At 72.3% G+C, this 16,840-nt stretch carries 14 protein-coding genes; 4 read left to right on the forward strand and 10 right to left on the reverse strand.

Going from position 1 to position 16,840, the window contains the following annotated elements; all coding sequences use genetic code 11:
- Positions 1–229: 229 nt before the first annotated feature.
- The 7 genes from ABFX46_RS14710 to ABFX46_RS14740 form a co-directional block, all read right to left on the reverse strand.
- Entirely contained in the window at positions 230–1,912 is a 1,683-nt protein-coding gene (locus ABFX46_RS14710) for a prenyltransferase/squalene oxidase repeat-containing protein (RefSeq protein ID WP_346042560.1), read from the reverse strand.
- A gap of 23 nt (positions 1,913–1,935) precedes the next feature.
- Positions 1,936–2,883 (reverse strand): terpene synthase family protein, encoded by a 948-nt coding sequence (locus tag ABFX46_RS14715; protein WP_346042562.1) that lies wholly within the window; start codon positions 2,881–2,883, stop codon positions 1,936–1,938.
- A complete protein-coding gene (locus ABFX46_RS14720) occupies positions 2,880–4,253 on the reverse strand; it encodes a cytochrome P450 (RefSeq protein ID WP_346042563.1) in 1,374 nt (457 codons plus the stop codon). Before ABFX46_RS14720 ends, ABFX46_RS14715 begins: the two co-directional genes overlap by 4 nt.
- Before the next feature lie 352 nt (positions 4,254–4,605).
- Positions 4,606–4,965 (reverse strand): hypothetical protein, encoded by a 360-nt coding sequence (locus ABFX46_RS14725; protein WP_346042565.1) that lies wholly within the window; start codon positions 4,963–4,965, stop codon positions 4,606–4,608.
- Between the two features lie 38 nt (positions 4,966–5,003).
- A complete protein-coding gene (rarD, locus tag ABFX46_RS14730; RefSeq protein ID WP_428831262.1) occupies positions 5,004–5,876 on the reverse strand; it encodes an EamA family transporter RarD in 873 nt (290 codons plus the stop codon).
- Between the two features lie 219 nt (positions 5,877–6,095).
- The gene (locus ABFX46_RS14735) at positions 6,096–7,109 is read right to left on the reverse strand and encodes a hypothetical protein (protein ID WP_346042568.1); all 1,014 of its coding nucleotides are present in this window, start codon (positions 7,107–7,109) and stop codon (positions 6,096–6,098) included.
- On the reverse strand, positions 7,109–7,687 hold the full coding sequence (locus ABFX46_RS14740; RefSeq protein ID WP_346042569.1) for an RNA polymerase sigma factor: 579 nt from the start codon (positions 7,685–7,687) through the stop codon (positions 7,109–7,111). The genes ABFX46_RS14735 and ABFX46_RS14740 overlap by 1 nt, the downstream gene beginning before the upstream one ends.
- Positions 7,688–7,938: 251 nt before the next feature.
- Here ABFX46_RS14740 and ABFX46_RS14745 point away from each other — a divergent pair, with 251 nt between their 5' ends.
- The 3 genes from ABFX46_RS14745 (at position 7,939) to ABFX46_RS14755 (ending at position 9,765) form a co-directional block, all read left to right on the forward strand.
- The gene (locus tag ABFX46_RS14745; protein WP_346042570.1) at positions 7,939–8,559 is read left to right on the forward strand and encodes a hypothetical protein; all 621 of its coding nucleotides are present in this window, start codon (positions 7,939–7,941) and stop codon (positions 8,557–8,559) included.
- A gap of 67 nt (positions 8,560–8,626) precedes the next feature.
- Complete coding sequence (locus tag ABFX46_RS14750) at positions 8,627–9,397, forward strand: methylenetetrahydrofolate reductase (protein WP_346042572.1); 771 nt, start codon at positions 8,627–8,629, stop codon at positions 9,395–9,397.
- A gap of 32 nt (positions 9,398–9,429) precedes the next feature.
- Entirely contained in the window at positions 9,430–9,765 is a 336-nt protein-coding gene (locus ABFX46_RS14755) for a thioesterase family protein (protein ID WP_346042574.1), read from the forward strand.
- A 260-nt stretch (positions 9,766–10,025) separates the two neighbouring features.
- Here ABFX46_RS14755 and ABFX46_RS14760 read toward each other — a convergent pair whose 3' ends face one another.
- The 3 genes from ABFX46_RS14760 to ABFX46_RS14770 form a co-directional block, all read right to left on the reverse strand.
- Positions 10,026–10,856, reverse strand: coding sequence for an ABC transporter permease (locus tag ABFX46_RS14760; protein WP_346042576.1), 831 nt, complete (start codon positions 10,854–10,856; stop codon positions 10,026–10,028).
- The gene (locus ABFX46_RS14765) at positions 10,853–13,327 is read right to left on the reverse strand and encodes an alpha/beta fold hydrolase (RefSeq protein ID WP_346042577.1); all 2,475 of its coding nucleotides are present in this window, start codon (positions 13,325–13,327) and stop codon (positions 10,853–10,855) included. The genes ABFX46_RS14760 and ABFX46_RS14765 overlap by 4 nt, the downstream gene beginning before the upstream one ends.
- A gap of 67 nt (positions 13,328–13,394) precedes the next feature.
- A complete protein-coding gene (locus ABFX46_RS14770; protein WP_346042579.1) occupies positions 13,395–14,048 on the reverse strand; it encodes a TetR/AcrR family transcriptional regulator in 654 nt (217 codons plus the stop codon).
- 118 nt (positions 14,049–14,166) lie between these two features.
- On the opposite strand from ABFX46_RS14770, the gene ABFX46_RS14775 reads away from it, so the two are divergent.
- Complete coding sequence (locus ABFX46_RS14775; RefSeq protein ID WP_346042581.1) at positions 14,167–16,776, forward strand: MFS transporter; 2,610 nt, start codon at positions 14,167–14,169, stop codon at positions 16,774–16,776.
- Positions 16,777–16,840 lie beyond the last annotated feature (64 nt).

Raw genomic sequence — 16,840 nt, forward strand, 5'->3', positions numbered from 1 at the left:
CGCATTACTATCGCCCCAACAATATGTGAAATGGCTCGCAACCCGCATCGGCCGGTAGTAAGAGCCGGGCGGGTCGCGCTGTGTGGAGGGTGCAGGGGCGACGGTAGGCCGCCGTTCCATACGGCTTAGAAGACTAGCAACATGACCATAACGCCTCAAGGTGAATCGTCAACGCCGAACACTTTGTCGCATTTGGTGCGCGTGTCGGGTCGGTCGAGTGTGGCCGATTTCACCTCGGCGAAACATCGGGCACGGACGCCTGCCCGTCCGCGGGCGCGGACGCGGCCGCCGTGCGGGCCAGATGCAGGGCCGCCAGCGTCCCCGCCCGGACGATCGCGGCGGGCCGGTAGAGGTCCTTGTCGTGCCAGAGCGCCGGCTCGTCCGGCTCGCCGGGATCGGCGTTCCTCAGGGAGCGGCGCAGGTGCGGGACGGCGCGCGCGACCGCGTCCCGCACGGCCGCGCCGGGGGACGGGTCGGTCAGCAGCAGGAGCTGCACCGCGTACGCCGTCTCCTCCGGCGTCCCGTCCCAGCGGCCCCACGAGCCGTCCGGGCGCTGCGATCCGAGGACCCACCGCCGGGCCGCGTCGACCGCGCCGGCCGAGTCGCCCCCGCCGAAGCGCGCCAGCGCGATCGCGGCGCACGCCGTCGCGTAGAGCGGGGAGGCGTGCCAGCGGTCGTCCCAGCTCCCGTCCGGGCGCTGCTGCCCGCGCAGCCAGCCCGCGGCCTTCGCGACGGTCGCGGCGTAGCGGGCGACGTCCGCGCCGGGCGCTCCGCCGGTGCGCTCGCAGGCGTCGAGGTACTGCCCGAACGCCTCCAGCACGTGCGCGTTCGTGGTGACCGACGCGCCCTCCTCGCCCTGCCATGTGCAGAAGTGGGTGTCGGTCTCGTAGGCGAAGAGGGGGTCGGGCCGGTGGTGGGCGCCGAGCAGCGCCAGGGCGTACAGGGCGCCGGCGGTGGTGTCGGCGTCCGCCGGCAGGCCCTCCGCCGCCGGGGTGCCCGCCGGGCCGAGCGGCGCGGTCAGGCTGAGGACCAGCTCCGGCGGGACGGTGACCGGGATGCCCGCGCGGATCAGCCACGCCAGCACCCAGCCGCGTTCGAACACCGTCAGCGGGAAGCCGCACGGCACGGGCCCGCCGTGCTGCGCCACCACGGTCTCCAGGTACCAGCGGGCGGGGCTGCTCGGGTCGTCCGCCGCCCGCCCGCCCAGCCAGGCCGCGGTCGCCGCCGGGGACGCGCCGATCGTGCCGGTCGGCTCCGGCCGCAGCCCCGCGGGGCCGGCCGGTCCGTCGTCGGCGATCTCCAGGGCGTGCAGGAGCTTCTGCGGGACGTCCGCGCCGGAGCCGAGCAGCGCGCGAACGAAGGCGAGCTTGGCGCCGTCCAGCCCGGCCGGGGCGCCGAGTTCGCGTCCCGCCCACTCGGCGAGCCCGGGGACGGGGCGGTCGCGCAGCCGCGCCAGCGACGCGTTGATCCGCTGGGTCAGGGACGGGGCGATCAGCTCGATCGCGGGCAGGTCGGGCAGGTCCACGGACGCGCCGGACGGCCCGCACATCCGCTCGTCGATGGCCCGCAGCCCGGCGGCGGCCGACCGCACCAGCGGGCCGTCGTCCGCACCGCTCCGGCGGGTCAGCTCGGCGAGCAGGGCCTCGACCGCGCTCAGCGTCGGGACGAGCGCGTACCCGGTGGCCGGTGCGCCCCAGGTGCCGTCCGGACGCTGCGACTCGACGAGGTAGGAGAGGCGTTCGCCGTGGCCGTTCAGCCATGGGGCGAGCGTCACCAGCCGGCCGGTCTCGTACACCGACGGCGAGACCTGCCCCCACGGGTAGGCGACGAGGCCCTCGATCAGCTCCCGCGCGGCGTCGACCGTGTCGGCATCGGCATGCCCCGGGACGCGCGGGGACGGAACGGCGGTCATCGGTACAGGACGGTCGTCGACGCTCACAACGTGCCCCAGAAGTCGGTCACTCCGTAGAAGCCCGCGCAGAAGTCCATCTGCCGTTCCATGTAGCGCGCCAGCTCCGGGACGTCCTTCGCGGCGCCATGGAGCAGCGTGCGGGCCTCACTGGTCAGCTCCCCGATCCGTTCCTCCACCTGCGCGCGCGTCCGGTCGAGGAGCAGGCCGTTCAGGTCGCCCCACTGGAGGTCGCGCTCGTAGGTGCCGAGGTCGTTCAGCAGCCGGATGACCCGCTGGACGGCCCGGCTCGCCTCGCGCACCGCCGGAACGTTCCCGCCGCCCCCGGACGCGATCCAGTGCGAGGCGAACACGAACGAGAACCCCAGGTTGTCGGCGTTCGCGAGGTACTCCTCGAAGGACGGTCCCGGCTCGCCCTTCTCCCGCGCGGCCTTCCAGTCCCATTCGAGGGCCATCGCGTCGAGCATGCGCTGGAGCTCGTCCCGCCAGACGTCCCGCAGCCCCGGGTACGCCGGTGCGGCCGCCAGTTCGTCGCGGACGTCGGCGAGGAAGCGCGCCAGCTCGTCCTCGGGGGAGGCCCCGTCCGAGGCACCGTCCGCGGGTGGCGCGCCGTCCGCGATGGCCGCGCACCGCCGGACCAGGTCCGCGACCTCCGCGCGGGACGACGCGGCGTAGTCGATCAGCCAGTCGAGGCCGAAGCACCACAGGCAGACGCGGTTGGCCATGCGCAGCCGCTCGGCGCCGAGCCCCGGTCCGCTGAACGCCGCCGCGAGCGCGAGCGTGCTGAACAGCGCGGGATCGAACGCCTTCGCGTCGTACAGCGCGGGGTGCTCGGCGGCCCAGCCGCGCATCTGCCGCTGCGCCTGGCCCGCGACGGCGCAGATCGTCCCCGCTTCGAGGGCGGGCGTGACCCGGCTCCGCGGGCGGCCCGGATGGGGAGGTTCGGTGAGTTCCCCGGACGCGGTCTCCGTCATCGCGACCGCCCCGCAGGCTCCAGCTTCAGGTACAGCGGCTGGTTCGGCCGCAGGGTCGCGCCGATCCGCGCCTCCACCGGGCCGTCCGTCGGCAGCAGCGACGGGCGGTACCGGCTCAGGATGGCGGTGAGGATCAGCTCGGCCTCCATGTTGAAGACGTGCCGTCCGATGCACTGGTGCGGGCCGCCGCCGAACGGATAGTAGGCGTAGCGGTGCCGGGTGCGGTTCGCCTCGACGGTGAAGCGGCCGGGGTCGAACTCCAGCGGCCGGTCCCAGACCGATGCGAGGCGGTGCGTGAGGAACGGGCTGGTCAGCACGGTCTGCCCGGCCTTGACCGGGACGCCGCCGATGGCGGTGTCGGCGAGGGCGATCCGCGGGAAGATCCACCCGACCGGGTACAGCCGCAGCAGTTCCTGGACGACCTGCTGCACGTACGGCAGCCGGCGCAGGTGCTCGGGCCGGACGTCCTCGTCCCCGACCACCTCGGTGATCTCGGCGCGGAGCCGCTCGACCACCTCGGGGTGCCGCGCGAGCAGCGGCCACAGCCAGGTCAGCGCCACGGTCGTGGTCTCGGTGCTGGTGGCCCACATGGCGAGCAGGTTGTCGCGGACCCAGCCGTCGCCGAGGCCGCTGCCCTCGGTCATCCGCGCCTGGCACAGCACGGTGAAGATGTCGTAGCCCTCGCCCGCGTCGTAGCGGAACCGGTCGACGAGCTCGTGCAGGGTCTCGTCCATGATCCGGAGCCCCTCGGCGAACGCGCGGTCGCCGGGCAGCGGGATCGACTTCGGGACGAACGGCAGCAGGAAGCGGAACGCGATCGAGGTGGCGAGCCGCTCCATCGCCGGGATCATCCGGTCGGCCTCCGCCTGCCGGATCTTGTCGCCGAACAGCACCTTGATCACGGTCTCGTGGACGATGCGCCCCATCTCCGGCAGCACCTCGATGGGCCGGCCCTCGCGCGCGGGGACGTCCAGCTGCCCGACCGCCTCGTTGATGGCCAGCGCCATGTGGTCGCTGAGGGACCTGATGGTGCGGGTCGAGAACGCCGGCTGCAGGATGCGCTTGCTCAGCTCCCACTCGTCGTACTCGGACATGATGCTGTCGCCGAAGAGGCCGTGCAGGGGGCGCCAGAACGTCCCGTCCCGGACGAAGTTCTCCGATTGCTTGCGCAGGACCTGCTGGACGTCGTCGGGGTGGGTCACGAGGTACGGATGCGATGCGCCGAGGTCCAACCGCGCGATCTCGCCGCCGGCGGCGGTGCTGATGCGGAGGATCTCCCGCAGCGGGTCGCGCATGAGCCGGGAGACCGTGCGGTAGAGCGGGAAGTTCTTCGCTCTGCGGACGGGCGCGGCACCAACGTCAACGGACACTTCCGACTGCCCCCCATGTGGGATTAAAGCAATCGACCCTCTGCCGATGCCGTCGACACCTGGCGGGTGGTGCGGCGGGAGCAGAGGGGGCGATTAGAGACGTATGCGAGGCTTGGGCGATTTGTAGATTTCCGTGGAAGTATCACATGATCAATTAACACGATCAAGGGGGGAGAAGGAAGAAATATCAGCCCATTCCGGGTGACGTCCATCACTTGCCGGAGGGGTTGTCCCGCTTGTCGAGCGATCTTGACAGCGTCCGCGCAGGTGGTCGCGGCAAGGGGGCGTTACGTCAGAAGGTGAACACGCAGCGTGACACTCACATCGTGAGCAAGAAGGCCACTGACCGCAATCACTCGTGGTTACGGCCGCTAGGCAGAAGGTCGGGCCACGCGAGCCGCCCCGCGACCCGCACCTCGCCGGTCACCGTCCGTGACCCGCAGTGCGCCACGACCGCGTAGGTGCTCGGCGCGACGTCCTGCTTCACGGTCGCGGTACCGCCCACGGCCCGTCCGGTGAACGCCTCGGACACGACCCGCGCCCGGCCCGCGCACCCCGGCACCTCGACCCGGACGCGATCGCCAGGCCTTACCATGCCCGGCTCCACCGCGACGTCGTGCCGTCCGGTCGCGGTCGCCTCGCCCGTCGCCGGTGCGAGCATCCCGGCCGCCACGAGTGCCGAACCCAACACGGTGACGGTGACCAGACGCAACGGGACTCCTCGAATCCGGGCATTTGACGTGCGGCACTTTAGCCCGTTCCGACCGCCTCGGGGGCCGCTTCGCGACGTCCGGCCCTGAGCCCGTCCCATGTCAGCGCCACCAGCGCGAGCCACACCAGCGCGAACCCCGCCCACCGGCTCGGCGGCATCTCCTCATGCTGGACGAACACGCCGATCGCGAACTGGAGCACGGGCGTCAGGTACTGCAGCATGCCCACCGCCGTCAGCGGCAGCCTGATCGCCGCCGAGTTGAACAGCATGAGCGGGACGGCGGTGACGATCCCGGCCCCCACCAGCAGCAGCACGTTCCCGATCCCCTGATGTCCGAAGGCCGCCTCTCCCCGTCCCTCCAGCGCGACCACGAAGACGAGGGCCGGCAGGAACATCACGGCGGTCTCGACGGCCAGGCTCTCGGCCGAGGGCACCGCCGCGGTCTTCTTGAGCAGCCCGTAAACGCCGAACGCGAGCGCCAGCACCAGCGCGATCCACGGCGGCCGCCCGTAGTCCACCGTCAGCACGACGACGGCCACCGCCCCCAGCCCGACCGCCGCCCACTGCCCCGGCCGCAGCCGCTCCCGGAAGACGACCACTCCGAACACCACGCTGATCAGCGGGTTGATGAAGTACCCCAGCGCCGACTCGATCGTCCGCCCGCTGTTGACGGCGTAGATGTAGGTCCCCCAGTTGACGCTGATCACCACCGACGCCGCGACCAGCAGCCACATCTGCCGCGCCGTCAGCCCCCGCACCCACGTCCGCCGCACCGCCAGCACCGCCGCGACCGCGACGAGCGACCACATGATCCGGTGCGCCAGGATCTCGACCGCCCCCGCCGGCTTCAGCAGCGGCCAGTACAGCGGAAACAGCCCCCACAACGCATAGGCGCCGACCCCGAACGCCATCCCCCGCCTGACCACCCGCGAACCCTACTCGTAACCCCCCAACCAACCAAACACTCCTGACCCCGGCACCCGCACGACCTCCACGGGCCGGCCGCCGCCCCTCGGACCGGTGAACGTGCCAACCTACGGGGACGGTCGCCCGCGAGAACGGAACGCAAATGGCTCGTGCGATGCACATGAGCGGTGTGCGGGCCGCCGGAGTGGGCGGCCCGCACGGGGTTAGAACTTGCCGGCCTTTATGTCGGCTAGCTTCACGCGGGTCGTGTGGTAGTACATCGTGCGGTCGGGGACGCCTGCGGCACTGCTGGTCAGGGCCACCGGTTGGCCGGTGCGGGCGTTGATCACCAGCTTTTCGCCTCCGGTGTCGGCCCAGGTGTCGATCAGGGTGAGGGTGGGGTGGCCCGCCGTGGTCGTCTTCGTGACCTCGACCTTCGGCATCGTGGCCATGATGCGGAGCACGCCGGCCCGGACCTGGGGGTTCTTCGGTGCCGCGATCAGCGCGGCGATCGCGTTCGACCAGATGTGGTTGTCGGTGATGGCCTTCTGCTGCTCGGCGGTCAGCGGCTTCGGCGGGACGTACTTCTCGCCCCGCGCCTTGGCGGCGGCCTTGAGCTTCTCCATCTTTGTCCGCTCGCTTGCGCGCTCCGCCTCCTCCAGGTCGGTGCCCGGGGGGAGGTTGGCGACGGACATCCGCGCGCGGGCGGTGCCGAGGTCGCCCTTCACCGCGTAGAGCGCCACGGCTATGCCGCGCTTGAACCCGGTGTCGCCTCCGTTGTGGGTGAGGGCGCGCCGCAGGTCGGTGCTGTCGTTCCCCCAGTAGTAGGTGCCGTCGTCGGTGTACAGGTCGATGCCGTAGTCGGTCACCTTGTCGCTGGTCGGCAACAGGTTGCGGACGGTCAGCGTCGCGTCGCCCGACGACTCGGGCTGCATGGGGGAGATCTCCGCCACGAGCTTGGTCAGGATCGGGTTCGCCGCCGCTGCCGGCGCGGGTGTCGTACGGGGGGCGCCGGACGGCGACGTGGACGTGACGACCAGTGCCGCCGCGGCGGATGCGGCGATCAAGGCGGCGGCGCCGACTCCCACCTTGCGGCGCATCCCCCATCGGGCGCGCCGGGTCGGTGCTTCCGGTGCGGCCATCGCCGAGCCGAGAGCGGCCCTTGCCTCCTCGTAGGCGCGCGGCTGCAGCGGTTCGACGTCCTTCATGTTTCGCAGCAGGTCCAATTCGTCGACCATCAGTGGGCCTCCTTCACCGTGTCGTGGTCGTTCAGCAGTGCGGCCATCCCCGGCGCGTTCCGCAGCACCATGCGCGCCTCGTGCATGTGGCGGCGCGCCGTCCCGGGCGGTATGCCGATCGCCCGTCCCGCGTCGGCGACGGTCAGGTCCTCCCAGGCGACCAGGGTCACGATCTCCCGCTGCTGCGGTCCGAGCAGGGCCAGGGCGCGGCGCAGCACCGGCTCGGCGTCGACGCGGTCGTCGACGGCGGCCCACGGGTCCCAGCCGGACGCGGTGCCGGCGACGTCCGCCCGCGGCTGCTCGGGGCGGCGCGAGCGCCAGTGCCGGCGGAGCATGTTGTGCGCCACGCCGATCAGCCACGGGCGGGCGTCGGGGAACGCGCGGTCGTAGGCCGCGCGGGACGCGAGCGCCGCCACCCACACCTCGCCGAGCAGGTCCTCGGCCTGCTCCCGGCCGACCCGGCGGGCGAGGTAGGCCCCGACGGCCGCCTCGTGGTTCCGGACGACCTCGACGAAGGCGTCCTCATCGCCGTCGAGCGACCGGGCGATCAACTCCGCATCATTCGGATCAGATGTCATGACCCTCCTCGTGTCTGGACCGCCTTGCACCGGGGAATTGCCATCGGGAGGCGGAAAGCGTTCGGTGCTGGTCAGCGCGGTGGGCGTGTTCGTCCGGTCGCGGGGCCCAGTATCCGGCTGCGCGGCCGAATAAATGGGCGGAAACAAAACGGCGGGCCGGTCTAGGGTGTTGACGCTTCTTCGTGTGCCGGTCGGCGCGCGGCATCCCCCTGGCGAGGTAGTGAATGAATCGTGCGTTGATCGTTGCCGTCGTGCTGAGTTCCGCCGTTCTGGGCGGCTGCTCCTCCGGTGGCGATGGCGCGGCCGGGGAGACGAAGAGCGCCGCCGCGTCCGCTCCGGCCGTACCGGACGGATGGCACAGGATCGAGAGTCCGGAGGTCGGGCTGTCGATCGCCGTTCCCCAGCGCTGGATCAAGGTCGACGTCAACGCGGGCGAGATCGCGGAGTCCCTGCGGAAGGCCGGGGTCTCCGGCGCCTCGGCGGAGGCGATCGAGCGAGGCGCGGCCCAGCTGGAGGGGAAGACCCTGCTCTATGTGGTCGACACGGCCGGTGCCTCCGGCGGTTACATCAACAACATCAGCGGCCTCTGCGGGCCGAACGGGGGAGTCACGGCCGAGCAGCTGGAGCTCGTCACCAAGGCGGGGCTGGCCCGCATGGGGGCGGAGGACATCGAGTCCAGCACGCTGACGATCGGCGGGATGCCCGCGGTGAAGGTCGGTTACACGGTGAAGGCCGCGATCGCCGCGCGGGCCGTCCAGGTCCGGGTGCTGGTGCCCGGCGACAGGGTCTGCGGGGTGACCTTCGGGATGAAGCCCGGCGAGGAGATCAAGGAACTGGACGAGATCGCGAAGACGATCCGCCCGCTTCCCTAGTGCGGCGCGGCCGGGAGGGCGTCCCGTAGATTAAGGGTGGTTGGAGCGCGGCGACTAAGGGGCGGGCGTGGGGTTCGAAGTTGTGTGCGAGGTCGAGCCGCCTACTCGGCCCGATCTGCAGAAGGTCCGGCACCAGATCGGGGTGCTGAGCCCCGTCGCCGACTCGTTCCTGATTCCCGACAACCACATTGGACGGGCGACCGTGTCCAGCGTGGCCGTCGCCCATGAGGTCCAGGCCATGGGCGCGCGGGGAATCGCCTGCCTGAACTCGCGGGACCGCAATCTGCTCGGATTCCGCAGGGATCTGCTCACCGCCGCCGCTTATGGAGTCGAGCGGTTCCTTTTCGTCTACGGCGACAAGCCCCGCGCCGGCGGACGGACGAGTGAGCTGACCGTCCGGGCCATGATGGAGGAGGCCCGCGCCGCGAGCGAGGACGAGGTCTTCGCCGGATGCGGGCCGTTCCGGGTCGGTGTGACGTCCGGGCTGCGGAGCGTGCCCGCGTGGAAGCGGGCCGCCGACTTCACGTTCGTCCAGGTCAGCTACTCGGTCGAGAGCCTGGTGCGGTGGCGGGAGAGCGTCGGGGTCGACGGGCCCGTCTACGCGGGGGTCATGGTCCTGGCGAGCGCCGGAATGGCCCGGAATCTGGCCGCGGCCATTCCCGACATCGATATCCCGGCGGAACTCGTCGAGGCCGTCGAACGGGACCGGGCGGCGGGCGTCGCGGCGGCGTGCGAGCAGGTCCTCGCCATCAGGGACAGCGGAGCCTTCGACGGGGTGCATCTCGTGCCGGTGAGCCGGTACCGGGAGGTCGCGGCGCGGCTGGAGCGCGAGCTGTGAAACCGGGACTGCACGGGCAGGTGTCCATTGTCGTGGGCGACGCGGACACGGCCGTCGCGGCGGGCAGCGGGGACGTTCCCGTCCTCGCGACGCCCCGGCTGCTGGCGCTCGCCGAGGCGGCGACCGTCGAGGCCCTCGGAGACCGCCTCGGGGACGGCCGGACGTCCGTCGGGACGCGCGTGGAACTGGAGCACCGCGCGGCCAGCCCGGTCGGCGCGCGGGTGACCGTGGAGGCTGAGCTCGAAGAGGTGGACGGTCGGCGGCTGGTGTTCGGTGTCAGGGCCGTCGACGCGCGGGGCGTCGTGGGAATCGGCCGGATCGAGCGTGCGGTGGTCGAGCGGGAGAGGTTCCTGGCGCGGCTTCAGTAGGGGAGCAGGCGGCCGGAGGGCGTCCTCAGGTCGGGCTGGCTCGGTGGACGTGGGGGCTTGGGGCGTTTGATGAGTTGCTGCCGTGCCATGGTGATCATCTCCCCCCAACGGGACCGACTTAATCGTCGTCACCTCATGCGACGCGACCGGCGCGGGCAAGGTTCGCTGAGCTTATGCGACGAACACTGCCAGTTCGACCGATTTTCAGGAAGATGATGTCGGCGCAGTGTCGCCGGACGATCACAATGCGTGCGGAAAATTCACGAGACGATGTCGCGCGATCGGAATCGGCGGAACGCCAGCGCGAAAAGGATCAGCGCGTAGGTAACGGATATCGCAGAGCCTTTCGCCATGCCCGTCCACTGGATCTGCGGCTGGAGGGCGTCCATCCACGCGTACATCCAGTGGGTCGGGAGGAAGTCGCGCCAGGAGCCGAGCGCGGTGACGGCGTCCAGGATGTTGCTGACGATGACCAGGCCGACGGCGCCGCCGACCGCGCCCAGCGGCGAGTCGGTGGTCACGGAGAGCAGGAACGCGAGGGCGGCGACGACCAGCTGGGCGATCAGGGAGTAGCCGACGATGATCGCCATGCGCCCGAGCGCGGTGCTCACCGGGACGGTGCCGCCGGTGGGCAGCTCGACGTCGCCCCAGCCGAAGGCCGCCGTCCCGGCCGCGAGGGACATCAGCGGCAGGCTGACGACCGCCACGACGGCGTAGGAGAGCGCGACGACCAGCTTCTGGCGGAGCAGCCGGGCGCGCGGGACGGGCGCGGCCAGCAGGTAGCGCAGCGACGACCAGCCCGCCTCGCTCGCCACCGTGTCGCCGCAGAACAGGGCCACGGCCACCACCAGCAGGAAGCCAGTCGAGACGAACAGGGCGAACAGGGCGAAGTTCAGCGCGGACGACGTGGCGACGTCGACCAGGCTGGGGACGCCGTCCGGGCCCGGGTCGCCGCCCAGCTTGAACGCGAGCACCAGCACCCAGGGCAGGACGAGCAGGATCCCGAACGCGACGAGGGTCCGGCGGCGCCGGAACTGGCGGACGGCCTCGACCCGCAGGGGCAGCGTCCGCCGGACGTCGTAGGTCGTCATGGCGCCTCTCCGATGATCTCCAGGAACGCGTCCTCCAGGCGGCGGCCGGAGCCGGTGATCTCGCTGACCGGACCGGCCGCGACGCGGCGCCCGCCCGCCATGACGACCGCGTGCGTGCAGGTCTGCTCGACCTCGGCCAGCAGGTGGCTGGAGACGATCACGGTCCGCCCGGCGGCCGCGTACCGGACGAGCACCTCCCGCATCTCGCGGATCTGGGGCGGGTCGAGGCCGTTGGTCGGCTCGTCCAGGACGAGGAGGTCCGGCAGCCCGAGCATGGCCTGGGCGATGGCGAGACGCTGCCGCATTCCCTGCGAGTAGGTGCGCACCGCCCGGTCCAGTGCCGAACCCAGGTCGGCTATCTGGAGCGCCTCGTCCAGGTGGGCCTCGTCCAGGGGGCGGCCGGTCGCGCGCCAGTACAGGTCCAGGTTGTCGCGGCCGGAGAGGTGGGGAAGGAACCCGGGCCCCTCTACGAAGGACCCAAGGCGGGACAGGACGGCTGCTCCGGGAGTGACGCGCTGACCGAAGATGCGGATCTCGCCCGAGTCAGGGTGGATCAGGCCCATGAGCATGCGCAGGGTCGTCGTCTTCCCCGCACCGTTCGGTCCCAGGAGCCCGAGCACCTGCCCCTTCTCGACACGGAACGACAGGTCGGCCACGGCGAGATGACCGTTCTTGTACGCCTTCGTCAGGCCCGATATCTCCAGCGGGACGTCGCTGTCCGCGGACGAGCCGCGCCTGCGGCGTCCGGGCACGAGGACGCCGGCCGCTACGGCGAGCCCCGCCACCGGCAGAGCCCACACCCACGCGGGCAACGGCGCGGGCGCCGTCGCCAACGAGGGGACGGTCGGGACGCTCAGCGGCGACACCGCCTGCACCTTGTAGGACGAAGGCGCGGCAGGCGTGGCGAAGCCCATGTCGGTCGTCGCGATGACGAGGCGCAGGCGGTGGCCGCGGTCGAACCGGTAGTCCATCGCCGGGAGCGTCACCGTGACCTCCGACGCGCCGCCCGACGACCCGCCCGAGACCCGGAAGGGCGCCGCGAGCCGCCGAGCGGGAGCCGCGCCTCCACCCGGCGAGACGTCGTAGAGCTTCGCGAACAGCGGCCCGTCGCCCTGCACCTTGAGGCGGACCGTGGCCGCCCCGGTCAGCCGCACCGGATGGTCCAGCGGAGCAGTGTCGAATGTGGCGGTCTGTCCCGGCATGTCGGACGGCACCGACCCGCCCAGCGAGCCCAGCGAGGACAGCGCCCCGAGCCCCGGCGCCGAAGAGATCGACGCCGGCGACCCGCCCGCCGGGTTGAAGATCGTCTGCTCCCGCCCGGAAAGCGGCATGCCGACCGGATGATCGGAGAGCCCGGGGTACCGCGACGTCGTCGCCTCCTCCACGACGACCCGCTGCGTGGACGAGTCGAGCCCGCCCGCCCGCGTCACCGTGAAACTGTCCAGATCGGCAGGCCCCGAGCGGCGGAGCCGTGCGTCGAAGAAGTCGCGCACCAGCCCCTCGACCCGCTCGGTCTCCGGATCGCCGCCGTCATGCCCGCCCTGGAACCACACCACCGACACCGGCGCGCCGTTCCGGGCGATGGCACGGGCGTTCGCGTCGGCCTGGTCCAGCGGGAACAGCGAGTCGGTCTGCCCCTGGACCAGCAGCGTCGGCACCCGGATCCGGCCGGCGACCGAAGCAGGGCTCGACCGCCGCAGCGTCTCGATCGCCGACGCGGTCGGGCGGCCCGTCTCGGCGACCTCCTGGTACATCGCGCACAAGGACGGCAGGAAGCGACCGCAGGCCGTCCGGCCCGCGCCGCTCGTGAAGAAGACCCCCGCCCACAGCTTCTTGAACACGCCCTCCGCCGGCCCGGCGCCGGTCGCGGACGGGAACAGCGCGTCCGCGAGGCCGTTCCAGGTGATCTGCGGCGCGATGGCGTCCACCCGCGGGTCGTGGGCGGCGGTCATCAGCGCGATCGCGCCGCCGTACGACTGCCCGGCCATGCCGACGCGCGGGTCGCCCGGCGCGTCCAGGACGACCTCGGGCCGCTTCGCGAGCCAGTCGATGAGCTGCCGGGTGTCCTTGACCTCGTAGTCGGGGGAGTTGAGCGCGATCTCCCCGGTCGAGCGCCCGAACCCGCGCGCCGACCAGGCCAGCACCGCGTACCCGGCGCGGGCCAGCTCGCGGGCCTCGCCCGCCACCTCCCGCTTCGAGCCGCCGAAGCCGTGCCCCAGCATGACCGCCGGCCCCTTCGACCGCCCCACCGGACGGTAGAACGTCGTGTCGAGGACGACGCGCTGGTCGTTCTCCGGCCCGTCCACCACGGCGATGCGCTGCTCGGACGTCCGCACGCGCGGCGCGTCGCCGGCCCCGAGCCCCCAGGCGGCGGCGCCGCCCGCGAGCACGACCGCCGCGCCGGCCGCCGTCCAGCGCGCGGCCCGTCCCGTCCTGCCCCACCGCGCCCGGACAGCGCCCCCCAGCCTCATGGTCAGCAACCCTATGCGCGGTGCGCCGCGCGGGTCTCCGACCCGGAGACGATCTCCGCCGCGCCGGCTACGCCCGGTGGCGTACGGGCGGGGCGAGCGCGGCGGTGAACATGGCGGTGAGCCGGTCGGTGACCTCGGCCGGGTCGGCGGCGCGCAGGTCGTCCAGGCCGAACAGCCGCCGGACGGGCCCGCCGCCCATGATGATCGTGGACGCGAGCAGCGCGCGGGCGCGGGCGTCCGGCCCGTCGAGCTGCCCGATGATCGGCTGGACGATCACGTCCTCCAGGTAGCGGAGCAGGATCTCCTTGACCTCGGGCTGGCCCGCCGACCGGTCGAGCATCCGGGACATGGCGGTGACCGAGCGCTGGTCGATCTGCCGGACGAAGTGCTCGGCGAGCCGGCGCGGCAGCCCCGCCGGGTCGCCCGCGATGACGCCGCGGATCACCGACTCGCCCGCCAGGACCTCGCCGAACAGCGCCGCCTTCGACCCGAAGTACCGGTTGACCAGCGCGACGTTCGCCTCGGCGAGCGACGCGATCTCCCGGACGGTGACACCGTCGTAGCCGTGCTCCCCGAACAGGTCGCGGGCGGCCTCCAGGATGCGCCGCTCGGTGGCCTCCCGGTCCCGCCGCGGCCGCCGGGCCCGGCCGCCTGCCCTGCCCGCGTCCCGGCCCGCGTCCCGGCTCGCACCGGTGAGCGTGCGCTCGTCCTCGACCCGCATCCCCATCCCTGGCCTGTCGGTAACGGTCAGTGTTCAGTATCCAACGAGTTGCAAGTAAACAAGCGTCTACCTAGGATACATGCACGGCACAGGTATTACCCGTACGTATGGGGGCAGGGTGGCACAGACCAGCGTGACGTCGCACGGCCCGGCGGCGTCCGAGCCCGCTAGACCGCAGTACACGCACCGGCAGATCCTGGAGATCCTCGCCGGGCTGATGATGGCGATGCTGACGTCGATGATCTCGACGTCGGTCGTCGCCACGGCGCTGCCGACGATCGTCGGCGACCTCGGCGGCCAGGACCAGCTGGCCTGGGTGGCGAGCGCGTCGCTGCTCACGATGACCGCCTCGACCCCGCTGTGGGGCAAGCTGTCGGACATCGCCGGGCGCAAGCTCATGTTCCAGACCGCACTGCTGGTCTTCGTGCTCGCCTCCGTGGGCGCCGGGCTGTCGCAGAACATCGGCCAGCTCATCGCGGCCCGCGCGTTCCAGGGCCTCGGCGTCGGCGGCCTGTCCGCGCTCGCCCAGGTCATCCTCGGGGACGTCGTCGAGCCCCGGCAGCGCGGCCGCTACGCCGGCTACATGGGCGCCGTGTTCGGCGTCGCGACGGTCGCCGGCCCGCTGCTCGGCGGGTTCATCGTGGACGCCGACGCGCTCGGCTGGCGCTGGACCTTCTACGTGTGCGTCCCGCTCGCCGTCGTCGCGTTCTTCGTCATCCAGCGCGTGCTGAAGCTGCCGAAGGTGAAGCGCGACACCCGCGTGGACGTGTTCGGCGCGTTCACCATCACCGGCAGCGCGGCCCTGCTCATGCTCGTGCTGTCCATGGGCGGGACGGAGTTCGAGTGGAACTCCCAGTGGACCTACATCCTGCTCGGGGGCGCGGCCGTCCTGCTCGTCCTCGCGGTCGTCGCCGAGCGCATCGCCCGCGACCCGATCCTGCCGCCCCGGCTGTTCCGGAACCGGATGTTCCTGCTGACGTCGTTCATCTCCATCTGCGTCGGCATGGCGATGTTCGGCGCGATGATCTACATGCCGCAGTACCTGCAGATCGTGAAGGGGATGAGCCCGACCGCGTCCGGGCTGATGACGCTGCCGCTCGTGCTCGGCATGCTGATCACCTCGACCGGGTCCGGGCAGATCGTGACCCGGACGGGCCGCTACAAGATCTTCCCGGTGATCGGCCTGGCGTGCGTCGCGGCCGGGATGTTCCTGCTGTCGCGGCTGCACACCGACTCCTCGGAGGTGGTGATCGGCGCCGACCTCGCGATCCTCGGCGTGGGGATGGGCCTGACGCTGCAGATCCTGATCCTCGCCGCGCAGAACGCCGCCGCGCCCGCCGACCTGGCCTCGACCACGTCCGGCGTCTCGTTCTTCCGCAACCTCGGCGGCGCGATGGGCGTGGCCGCGTTCGGCGCGATCCTGACCAACCGGGTGGCGGCGGAGATCGCGTCCGGCTTCCACCGGGCGGGCATCCCGATGCCGTCCGGCACGGCGGGCAGCCTCGGCTCGCCCGAGGAGATCCAGAAGCTGCCCGAGCCGGTGCACGGCATCATCACCGAGGCGTTCACCAAGGCGATGGAGGCCGTCTTCCTGGTCGGCGTCCCGGTCGCGGTGATCGGTTTCCTCGCGGTCCTCGCGCTGAAGGAGCTGCCGCTGCGCGGGTCGGCGGACCGCGGCAAGGGGGCCAAGAAGCCTCCGGAGGACGGTGTTCCGGCCGAGGACGGCGTCGTCCGTCCCCCGTCCCCGGTCGCGCGGACGGGCGCGGTCGGCGCGATCGGCGCCGCGAACGCGGCCAACGCGGTCGGCGCGGTCGGCGCGGTCGGCGGGCGGCACGCGCGCGAGAACGGCCATGCCCCGGACGCGCCGCTCACCGCGGTCGCCGCGCCCGCCCAGGCGCCGGCGGCGTCCGACCCGGCGGCGCAGGCGCAGCTCCTCGCGCAGCAGAACGGGCAGGGCGGGCAGGACGGCGGCGTCCCCGTCCAGGGCACCGTGCGGACCGGCGACGGGCTGCCCGTCGCGTCCGCCGCGCTGACCCTCATCGGCGTGGACGGCCACCAGCTCGCCCGCTCGATCACCCGCGAGGACGGCCGGTACGCGCTGCCGACCCCCGGCCCCGGCAGCTACGTGCTGATCGCCGCGACCGGCGAGCACGAGCCGCAGGCCGCGACGCTGGTCGTCGGCGACAGGCCGGTGGAGTTCGACCTGCTGCTCGCGGGCAACGGCGGCCTCGCCGGGACGGTCCGCAGCGGCGACGGCACGCCGATCGCGGGTGCGATGGTCGTGGTCACCGACGTGCGCGGCGACGTCGTCGGCACCGGACGCACCGACGGCGACGGGAACTACCTGTTCAAGGACATCACGTCCGGCACCTACACGCTCGCCGTGTCCGCCGCCGCGCACCGCCCGGTCGCGCTGCCGGTGGACGTGGTCGGCAACGGGCAGTCCCGGCAGGACGTGGAGATGCCGCCCGGCGCCCGCATCCGCGGGACGATCCGCACCGAGGCGGGCGACCCGGTCGCCGAGGCCCGGGTCACGCTGGTCGACGCGGCGGGCAACGTCATCGCGATGGTGATCACCGGCCCGGACGGCGAGTACGCCTTCACCGACCTGACCGGCGGCCAGTACACGGTGATCGCGTCCGGATATCCTCCGGTCGCCACCGGTCTGTCGCTTTCGGGCAGCGGGCTGGACGAGCACGACGTGACGCTCGGCTACCCCGGCGAATGATCGCCTCCACGGCGGAGGACGGGCGCGATCCAGGGCCGTCCGGTGGTGGCCGGCCCCCGACACG

The sequence above is a fragment of the Actinomadura chokoriensis genome, from assembly GCF_039529475.1.
Taxonomy (GTDB): Bacteria; Actinomycetota; Actinomycetes; order Streptosporangiales; family Streptosporangiaceae; genus Spirillospora; species Spirillospora bangladeshensis.

Bases quoted from the DNA above. Each gene is read 5' to 3' on its own strand.
- rarD (WP_428831262.1), bottom strand. From the start codon at position 5,876: ATGGCGTTCGGGGTCGGCGCCTATGCGTTGTGGGGGCTGTTTCCGCTG.
- ABFX46_RS14765 (WP_346042577.1), bottom strand. From the start codon at position 13,327: ATGAGGCTGGGGGGCGCTGTCCGGGCGCGGTGGGGCAGGACGGGACGG.
- ABFX46_RS14735 (WP_346042568.1), bottom strand. From the start codon at position 7,109: ATGGTCGACGAATTGGACCTGCTGCGAAACATGAAGGACGTCGAACCG.
- ABFX46_RS14740 (WP_346042569.1), bottom strand. From the start codon at position 7,687: ATGACATCTGATCCGAATGATGCGGAGTTGATCGCCCGGTCGCTCGAC.
- ABFX46_RS14710 (WP_346042560.1), bottom strand. From the start codon at position 1,912: ATGACCGCCGTTCCGTCCCCGCGCGTCCCGGGGCATGCCGATGCCGAC.
- ABFX46_RS14715 (WP_346042562.1), bottom strand. From the start codon at position 2,883: ATGACGGAGACCGCGTCCGGGGAACTCACCGAACCTCCCCATCCGGGC.
- ABFX46_RS14770 (WP_346042579.1), bottom strand. From the start codon at position 14,048: ATGCGGGTCGAGGACGAGCGCACGCTCACCGGTGCGAGCCGGGACGCG.
- ABFX46_RS14760 (WP_346042576.1), bottom strand. From the start codon at position 10,856: ATGACGACCTACGACGTCCGGCGGACGCTGCCCCTGCGGGTCGAGGCC.